The sequence below is a fragment of the Collinsella aerofaciens genome (assembly GCF_001405375.1).
GTDB lineage: Bacteria > Actinomycetota > Coriobacteriia > Coriobacteriales > Coriobacteriaceae > Collinsella > Collinsella aerofaciens_F.
Window position 1 is genome coordinate 233,211 of the sequence record NZ_CYYP01000001.1, and the last position, 9,262, is coordinate 242,472.

At 62.9% G+C, this 9,262-nt stretch carries 5 protein-coding genes; 1 reads left to right on the forward strand and 4 read right to left on the reverse strand.

Going from position 1 to position 9,262, the window contains the following annotated elements; all coding sequences use genetic code 11:
• Positions 1-63 precede the first annotated feature (63 nt).
• The 4 genes from ARB25_RS01105 to ARB25_RS01125 form a co-directional block, all read right to left on the reverse strand.
• A complete protein-coding gene (locus ARB25_RS01105) occupies positions 64-753 on the reverse strand; it encodes a TetR/AcrR family transcriptional regulator (RefSeq protein WP_055285228.1) in 690 nt (229 codons plus the stop codon).
• The gene (locus ARB25_RS01110; RefSeq protein WP_055285229.1) at positions 737-5,176 is read right to left on the reverse strand and encodes an acyl-CoA dehydratase activase; all 4,440 of its coding nucleotides are present in this window, start codon (positions 5,174-5,176) and stop codon (positions 737-739) included. The genes ARB25_RS01105 and ARB25_RS01110 overlap by 17 nt, the downstream gene beginning before the upstream one ends.
• Positions 5,177-5,457: 281 nt before the next feature.
• Positions 5,458-6,006: a DUF2798 domain-containing protein gene (locus tag ARB25_RS01115; protein ID WP_055285230.1), complete on the reverse strand. Its 549-nt coding sequence runs from the start codon at positions 6,004-6,006 to the stop codon at positions 5,458-5,460.
• A 313-nt stretch (positions 6,007-6,319) separates the two neighbouring features.
• On the reverse strand, positions 6,320-7,888 hold the full coding sequence (locus tag ARB25_RS01125) for a threonine/serine exporter family protein (RefSeq protein WP_216595094.1): 1,569 nt from the start codon (positions 7,886-7,888) through the stop codon (positions 6,320-6,322).
• 301 nt (positions 7,889-8,189) lie between these two features.
• Here ARB25_RS01125 and ARB25_RS01130 point away from each other — a divergent pair.
• The coding region (locus ARB25_RS01130; RefSeq protein WP_055285232.1) for an IS110 family RNA-guided transposase at positions 8,190-9,262 on the forward strand (1,073 nt) is incomplete at its 3' end.

A 9,262-nucleotide genomic window follows, 5' to 3' on the forward strand; every position in this document is an offset into this window, starting at 1 on the left:
AGGTTATGACCGCATCGCGGGACTCACCGCGCGATGCGCGACAGGCGCCCCGCAAGAGAAACCCTAGGCGTCTTTCACCACGTCGGGACTCGTCGCACGCGATGCGCGATAGGCATCGGCCTCCTTGGAGACGCGTTCGAGCAGCTCGGATGTATCGACGCCCTCGACTTGCGCGACCGTTTCCACCGTCTGCATGGCGACCGCCCTCAGGTACGCGCACGCGCTGTCCCCCAGCTGCTCGAGGTCTATCTCCTCGCCGCCCTCCCGGGCAAAGCCGACCGCCATCACAAAGTCCATGATGCCCGAGACCAGAAAGCCCACCGCAAAGCTCGAATCCGCCTTGAGCTCTTCTCCGTCGGGGTGGACGATCTCTCTCACGCGGTCGATGATGATCGTATGGATGCCCTGCACGACCTGCTCGGCGGCACCCGCCCTCATGGTGATGACGATGCGCCGCAGCAGGCAGCGGACGTCGCGCCGGTCGAACGCCGAAAGGTCGCCCTCGCTCGAAAAATGCCAGAGGGCATCGGTGATGAGCTCGTTATCCTGCAGCAGCTGGGCTATGGCGATGGCGACGAGTTCATCGAAATCGTGAAAATAGTAGTAAAACGTTCCGCGATTGCACCGGGCGGCGCGGGTCACCTCGCCAACCGACAGCTCGAAGATGCTGTTGTTCTCGATGAGCTCCCAAAACGCCTCGATGATACGGGTGCGTGCATCGGGCGCATCGGCGTCCTTACGCGGTCTCGCCATGCGCCTCACCGCACCCCTGCGCCTTGGCGTTCATGATGAGCATCTGAAGACGGTTCTCCACGTTGGCGAAGCTCACGTCGGGATCGTAGTCGAGCGGCAGGAACTGCGCCGTGGGATACTGCTCCTTGAGCGCATGGATGAGCCCGCGCCCCACGACATGGTTGGGCAGACACCCGAACGGCTGCAGGATCACGAAGTTGCGGCAGCCGCGTTTGGCGTGCTCGAGGATCTCCGCCGGAATCAGCACGCCCTCGCCCGCATCGAACGTATGGTGCAGGATCTTATCGCTCGCGCGCACGAGCTCGGGCATGCGCGTCGGCGGCTCGTAGAGCGGGCTCGCCGCGCCCAGGCGGTCGCAACGGTCGTGCGCGAGCTCGAACAGGTTGTCCGCCGTGGCGTACCAGGCCTTTTCGGGCAGCGACAGGTCGACGTGGAACTCGCGCGACTGCGCATGCTTGTAGAAATAGGTCTTGCGGATCACGTCGGTCATGCGCGCCTCGATGACCTCGAGCCCGTTGTCCTCGAGGTAGCGCTCGATCTCGTGGTTGGCGCCGAGATGGAAATTGAGCAGGTACTCGCCCACGATGAGAACGGTCGGATGCGGGTTCGAGCGGTCGTACGGAACGGCGTCCATGATCGCAAGCGCGCGTTTGAAGCCCGTCGCCTGGCCTCTCAGCCCGGAGCGCTCCATGCCCTCGATAACCTCATCGAGCGCGCGGTCGAACGCAGCGTCCGCCGCGCCCTTCTCGAGCTCGTAGGGACGGATGCGCCTAAGCATGGCCTCGAGGGCATCGATCATGGGAAGACCGTAGGCGATCTGGATGCTCGGGCCAAGGCCGAGCTTGAAGCCCGGATGCGCATTGTGGGCATCGACGTCGTCGTTGGTGAGCACCGGGACATAGTCGTATCCCGCGTCGTCGAGCGCGCGGCGCAGCAGGGGCATGTAGTGCGTCAGGCGGCAGTCGCCGATATACTTGCCAGTCACCACGGCGACGTCGTGCGGGTCGTACTTACCGCTCTCGAGTGCCGCGAGCGCCTCGCCGATCACGATTTGCGCGGGGAAGCAGATGTCGTTGTGCACATAGCGTTTGCCCAGGCGGATGGCATCCTCGCGCCCGATATCAAGGGCCTCGGCGCGCACGCCCTGATTGCGCATCGCCGCGGTCATGAGCCTGCAGAACGCATGGGAGGTGTTGGGGACCAGCGCGATCTTGTCGTGCCGGTCGCGCTTGGTGTACTTGACCTTATACGGGTCGTCGAGCGGATGGACCGCGTGCACCCGGGCGCCCTCGGCACGCTCCTCCGCGCGACGACGGTTGACCGACTCAATAAACGAACGCACGCGAATGCCCATGGGACCGGCGACGTCGCTCTCATCGAGCTTGATCATCATCGGAACCTTGGAGCCCATCTCGCCCATCATGCGCGCGATCTCGTCGGTGAGATACGCATCGTGGCCGCAGCCGAAGCTGCCCATCTGCACGAGCTCGAGCTCGGGCGTCGATGCGACGATGACCGCGCACGACAGCATGCGCGCATGGTAGTTGTTCACGATGTCGATGCGGCTGTTGGAAAGGTCGACGTTGCAGACCCCCGGCACCGCATCGGGCGTCAGCACGGGGATGCCGCGCTCAGAGAAGAGCTTGGGCAGCCCGTGGTTGACCAGCGGGTCGTTGTGGTACGGGCGCGAAGCGATCACCACCGCGTAGCCGCCGTCCTCGCGCAGGTTCTCGAGCACCTGCCTGCCGCGCAGCTGCAGCTGGTTCTCAAACGCCTGCTGCGCGCGGTCCGCCTGCTCGGTCGCCTTGGCAACCAGGTCGGCATCGATATCGAAGGTCTCCTTGCACCACGCCTTGAGCTGGCGGTTTCGGTCGCCCTCGTCGTACCAGTGGAACAGCGGTGTATCGAACGGAACGCCGAAACGCTCCTCCGGGTTATCGGAATTGCGCATCACGTAGGGGTATCCCTTTACGACGGCGCACATCCACTCGCTGGTAGAGGCGGTGTTTTCGGTGGGCACCGTCGTGATGATGGGCATGAAGATGCGGTCGACGCCGGCGTCGACGAGATTGCGGATGTGCCCGTGGACGAGCTTGGCCGGGAAGCACACGGTGTCGGATGTGACGTGCGCCAGACCGCGCTCGTACATCGCCTTGGTGCTGCGTCCCGAGACGCGCACCTTAAAGCCGAGCGTGCTGAAGAACGTCGACCAGAACGGCATGGTGTCCCAGAACTCGAGCACACGGGGAATGCCGATCGTGACATCGCGCCCCCCGCAGACGGGAACCGTGGGGCACGACTCGAACAGCAGCTTCTCGCGGTCGACAAAGAGATTGGGGGCAGCCGCGGTCCGGTCGCGCCCCGTGCCGGGTGCCTGTGCCTCGCAAGCACCCTGCGGACGCAGCTCCTCCGCCGCGGGAACCTCGCGCACGAGCTCATCCCATGAGATGGCGCCGCCGCGCGGGCAGCGATTGCCCGTGACGTAAAGCGAGCCGTCGCCAAATGCCACGACCGCGCGCTGGCAGCGGTTGTTGCACCGACGGCAGGTAACGCCGCCGAACTCGCGATGCTCGAAGCGCTCCACGGCATCGAGCCCGATAAACGACGTGCCGGCGTCGCCCTTGCGGCATTCCTCGCGCGCGAGCAGGGCGATACCGATAGCGCCCATCAGCCCCGGGTGGGGCGCACGCGTGACGGGTTTGCCCAGATACTGCTCGAATGCGCGCAGCACCGCGTCGTTTCGGAACGTGCCGCCCTGGACGACGACTTTGTCGCCCAGACGGTTGAGATTTGAAACGCGAATGACCTTGGTGAACACGTTCTCGATAATCGAACGGCAGAGACCGGCCATGATGTCGCCCGGACCCTTACCGCGCCGCTGCTCGGAAACGACGCTGCTGTTCATGAACACCGTGCAGCGGCTGCCGAGAACGGCGGGGGCTTTGGACGAAAATGCCTCGGTCGCGATATCCTCAACGGCTATTCCGAGGTTTTTGGCAAAACCCTCGAGGAACGAGCCGCAGCCCGCAGAGCACGCCTCGTTGACGACGATATCGGTCAGCACGCCGTGGTTGAGCCAGATGGCCTTCATATCCTGTCCGCCGATGTCGAGCACGAAGGTCGCATCGGGAACGCATGCGCACGCGGCGCGGGCGTGCGCGACCGTCTCGACCGTATGGTAGTCGGCGTGGAACGCGCGCGCGAAAAGCTCCTCGCCGTATCCCGTGGTGCCCACGGCATCGATCGCAAGCGTGACTCCCGCTGTCTCCCAGCGGTTCTTCAAGCTGACAAGACCCTGTTGGGCGACGTCGAGCGGTCTGCCGTTATTAGACGCGTAGAACGAATCGACAAGCTCACCCGCCTCATCGACCAGGGCGAACTTGGTCGTCGTGCTCCCCGAATCGATACCGAGCGCCACACGCACCGTCTCTCCGGGCGCATACGCATCCGGACCCTTTGCCGGCGTCTCTTTGCCATGGCGTGCCGTAAAATCCGCCTGCTCGGCAGGTGTGGCAAAAAAGGGCTGGGCAAGACGTCCCTCCCCGCTTGCGGGCGCGACCGTCTCGAGCTTATCCAGCCGGACAAAAGCGTCGGGAAGGTCGATCGGTTGGGACGATGCGAACATGTCGGTCAGCGACAGGGCGGCACCGCGCGCGACCATGATCTGCGGATCGCGCGGGACGATAACCTGATCGTCCGATAGATTCAGTTGCTCCCGGAACACGCGGACCAGCGTGGGGTTGTAGGCGAGCGTACCGCCCTCGAAGATTACCGGCGGCTCGATGTCGATACCCTGGGCCAGACCGCCGATCGTTTGGCGGGCGACCGCGTGAAGCGCCGAAAGCGCCAGGTCGGTGGTAGGAATGCCCTCGTTGAGCAGCGGCTGGATATCGGTCTTTGCGTACACGCCGCAGCGGCCCGAGACCTCGTGGACGGTCGTTCCCCGGCTTGCGAGCTGCTCGAACTCGCCCGATTCGGTGCCGACCCCCATGAGCTTTGCCATCTCGTCGATAAATGCACCGGTACCGCCTGCGCACGAGCCGTTCATGCGCATGTCGGCAACCTCGATGTCTCCCTTATCGTTGGTGCGGAAGAAGATCATCTTGGCGTCTTGGCCGCCCAGCTCGATGGCGCAGCGCGTCTGCGGATAGAACCTGCTGATCGCGAGCGCGTTGGCGACCACCTCCTGAACGTACGAGGCGCCCAGCGCGGTCGCGATATCGCGCGCACCCGAGCCGGTCACCGCAACGCGCAGTGACTCATGGGGAAAGCGCTCGGCGAGCTCGCCGAGCATGGCGCGCACGCTCGCTGTCTGACACGCCCCGTGGCGGCGATATCCCCACCACGCCTCGGTCATATCCTCGTGCATCGCGTAAACTTTGGTCGTCGTCGACCCTACGTCCAGTCCTACTAGCAACGCCATAATGCTCCGTCTCTCGCATTTTTCCCGCTAGAGATATACCACTCTACGTAATACAACAGACTGTTGTATTTAAACTCCGTATAAAAAGCGGCTGCCGAAACGCTTCAGCAGCCGCCGAATGCACCAACAGATTGTTCTGCGCGCTAGCACGTCGGGCAACGGAGCAGCACGGGCCCTCCGGTCATGCGCACCGCTCACGCCCGCGATGTCGCCGAGAGAGCTATCCACGCTTAGGGCTCCAACCAAGCAAGTCGCCCGCGCTCAGCAGATCCCTAAGCGAGCTACTCGCACTCAGGAGCCATAGCCTGCTCCAAGAGCTCGGCATGCTCCTCCTCGAAAACCGTCCCCACAGGGAAGGCGCGACGGAAGACGAAGTGGGAAATCGGACCGGCTACCAAAAGGTTCCACGGCAGCGCCATCACAAAATTATGCGGGATGTTGATCATCCAGATCGCGGGCACGGAATACAGGTTCGCAAGGATGCCGCCGGGCATGTGCGTCAGACCCTCGCAGGCACCGTACAGTGACATGATGATAACCATGGGAACGACCATGCAGGAGCTGACGGCGAGCGTCATGGCAAGCGGCGAGCTCTTGCCCGGCGTGACCAAGTACTTAAAGGCGAAACCCTTGGCGAGCGGGCTGGCGACGAACCAGTCGCAGCACATGGCAAAAATGTAGGCAACGGGGAAGCCGAGCCACGCAGCGGCAACGACCTCGCCGTTGATGGCCCCGTGCTGCAGGGCAACGTTGTAGATGCTCATCCAGAGCACCATGCAAAAGCACATGATAAAGGTGAACAGCAGGCTCTCTCGTTTGTTGATAGGCATAAAGGGCAGATTCCTCTCTGTGTTGTACCGCGGCGCCACGCAACAAAAACGGGCGGGCAAGATGGAGCTGTTGGAACTTCATCTCGCCCGCCCGTGGTACGCGCGTCTGCGACTACTTATGTGGTGGAACCAGCCTAGCACGAAACGCATGCGCTTCGTAAGCGTTGAGTTTATGAAGATGCAGGGCACCGATAATCCCCCGACCCCATAAGTTGCGGTGGAATACGGACTGTTTTGACCCTTTAAGCAGCAATTCAGTCCCTATTTCACCGCAACTCATTTGGTGCAAAGTAACCTGTCCCCCTTGTACCAATTAGCTGGTGTGGCGCCAGCGAGGGTCGGTGAGCGTACGCGCCACACCCAGTCCAACGGGCAGAAACGCTACGATGAGCACTGCGCGCACAAACCAGCCGAGCATATTGACCGTGTCGAAGGTGCACATGTAATACATCGAGCGATACAGATACAAGCCCGGCACCATAATGACAATCGAAGGCACCGTGAGGGCGATGCGCGGGTAGGTGAGCTTGACTTCAGCCAAGCTTGCGAGCAGCCCCGATACCAGCGCGCCGATAAACGCTGCTGCCTCGGGAGGCATTCCCGTGCTGAGGCCCAGGAAGGGAATCATCGTCGGCGCATCGACAAGGGTCAGACGCAGGGTATTGGACACGGCGCCGATCAACCCAGCTGCCGCGGCCATCTTTACCGGGCTGTTGAACATCACCGAGAAGCCGAATACGCCAACGAAGCTCATCACCACGCGCAGGAGCGTAAGGGCAAGCGGCGAAAGGCCCAGTGGGGCAAAGTCGTCCGGCGCCAGGCCAACACACTCGGCAACCATCCAACCTACGAGGGTCGCCATCACAATAATCGATACGGCATATGAAAGGCGCTCGATACCGCTTCGCATGTCGAGCTTAGCGATGTCGAGGCCTGCCGTAATGAGTGGAAAGCCGGGAATCACAAAGAGCATGGCGCCGATATAGCCTTCTTGGTGCGACATTGCCCCCGGTATGACCTGGCCAAGGCCGAGCAATGCCAGCAGATACGAAACGCAAGCGAGCGCAACGCCGGTCGTCAGCGCGCTGAACTGACCAAGGCCTTGCTTGAGAATATGGGAGCGGGCAAAGTTGCCGACACCCGCGCCCACAAACGCGCAGGCCATCTCGATAGGGCCGCCGCCGAGCAAAAAGACGAAGGCGCCGCAAGCACAAGCTGCCGCAAGGCCCTGTTGCCAGGGAGAGTAATCGGGTTTTGAACTCTCAACGGTCTTGAGCATCTCGTGGTATTCGTGCACCGTGAAGCGACGACCATAGGTCTCGATTTCCTTGAGAAAACTCTCCATCATCCAAATGCGATGGGTATTGACGCCCGTTGTGGGCAAGCTGACAACCTCATTAAAGCAGTGGCCATCTTCGATGCAGGTGCACTCAAACGACAGAAGACTCAGGTCGACGTGAATCGTGACGCCCAGTACGGCAGCAACACGATTCATGGTATCGCGCACGCGCCAGGCACCCGTTCCGCTTGCCAGCATAAGCATGCCGGTGCGGCAGATGATGGATGATTTATCGGTGAGCGGCGCATCGACGGCAAGTTCATCGCCTGCCGTCACGATCTGGTGCCAGTCAGTTTTCATATGGAGCGCGCCGGCACGGACACCGTGGTGCATGGGGGCTCTCGAAAGCAGCGAGTCAAGGCGCGAAGGCTGTGAGGGCTCCGCCGATTCGCCCTCGTCCTCGTCGGGCTCTTCATCGACCAGATCAAAGGAATCAAGCGGCGCTGGCTCGCGACGATCGATTAGCTCCTCATCCTCATCATCAAAGTAATTGAACTGATCGAGCATGTCCTCTTCGATTGCACGCTCGCTCACATCGTCCATACAGGGGCTCCCTTCCTACCGACTAACCCCCATCCTAGGCAGCAACGGCTAAAGGAAACATAAAAGAGACGGCTGTCATGCGAGCCATGTGCACAATAGCCGTTGGGTAGTCGTTTAAGAACGTCCCCAATGACTACCAGTAACTCGACAAGGACTGTCCCCAAGTGCCGGCATAGACGATATGAGCAGGACATAAAAACATTGAGAGCCCCTGCTGCATGAAAGACCGCGGATTAGGCCGACAATGGTGAGTGTCTAATCCAACCGTGGCGGCCACGCCGCATTCATGGAAGGGGCTCCCATGCTCGATACTACCACCTTCATCGGCCTCGACGTCCACGCCCGCTCGATAAAGGCCGTCTCCCTCGACGTCATGACCGGGGAGGTACGTGCCGCGACCTTCGGCTACGACGCCGGCGCCGTCGCGGAGTGGGTCCGTTCCGTGGACCCCAGGGCCAGGTGCGTGTACGAGTCCGGGGTCACGGGCTTCGACCTGCAGAAGAGGCTTTCCGGCCTGGGGGTCGACTGCGTGGTCGGCGCCGTCTCGAAGATGATCAAGCCCAGCGCGGACAGGCGCAGGAAGAACGACCGCAACGACGCCGAGTTCCTCGCCCGCATGCTGTCGGTCGGCAACGTGGTCGAGGTGTGGGTCCCCGACGACGAGTGCGAGGCCGCCCGCGACCTGACCAGGGCGCTCGAGGACGCGAGGGACGACCTCTCGCGCTCGAAGCAGCGGCTCTCCAAGTTCCTGCTCAGGCACGGGCTCGCCTTCGACGAGAGGACGCCCACCGGCCGCAGGAAGGGCAACTGGACCCGGGCGCACTGGTCCTGGATCGAGTCGATAGGGTTCGCGGAGAGGGCCGACAACGACGTGCTCGCCTACTACGTCGACGCGGTCAGGCGGGCGGCGGAGGAGAAGGCGAGGCTCGAGGGGCTCGTCGAGGCCGAGGCCCGCAAGCCCAGGTGGAGGAAGAGGGTCGACTCACTCCGCTGCCTCAAGGGCGTGGACACCGCGTCCGCCGCCGACCTCGTGTTCGAGGCCGGCGAGTTCTCGAGGTTCAGGAACGCCCGCTCGTTCGCGGCGTGGGTCGGCCTGACGCCCTCCGAGCACTCCAGCGGGGAGAGCGACCGCAGGGGCGCGATCACCAAGGCCGGCAACAAGCACCTGAGGAAGACGCTGGTCGAGGCCGCGTGGCACTACCTGACGTGCTCGGGGCGGCCGAAGGACCTCGCCAGGGGCCAGGCCCCGGACCGGGGCCGCCCGGAGGCATGCCGCCAAGGGCGTGCGGAGGCTGGTCGAGAGGCGGGAGGCGCTGCTCGCGCGCGGGGTCCACGGCAACAAGGCGAACGTGGCCACGGCGCGCGAGCTCGCCC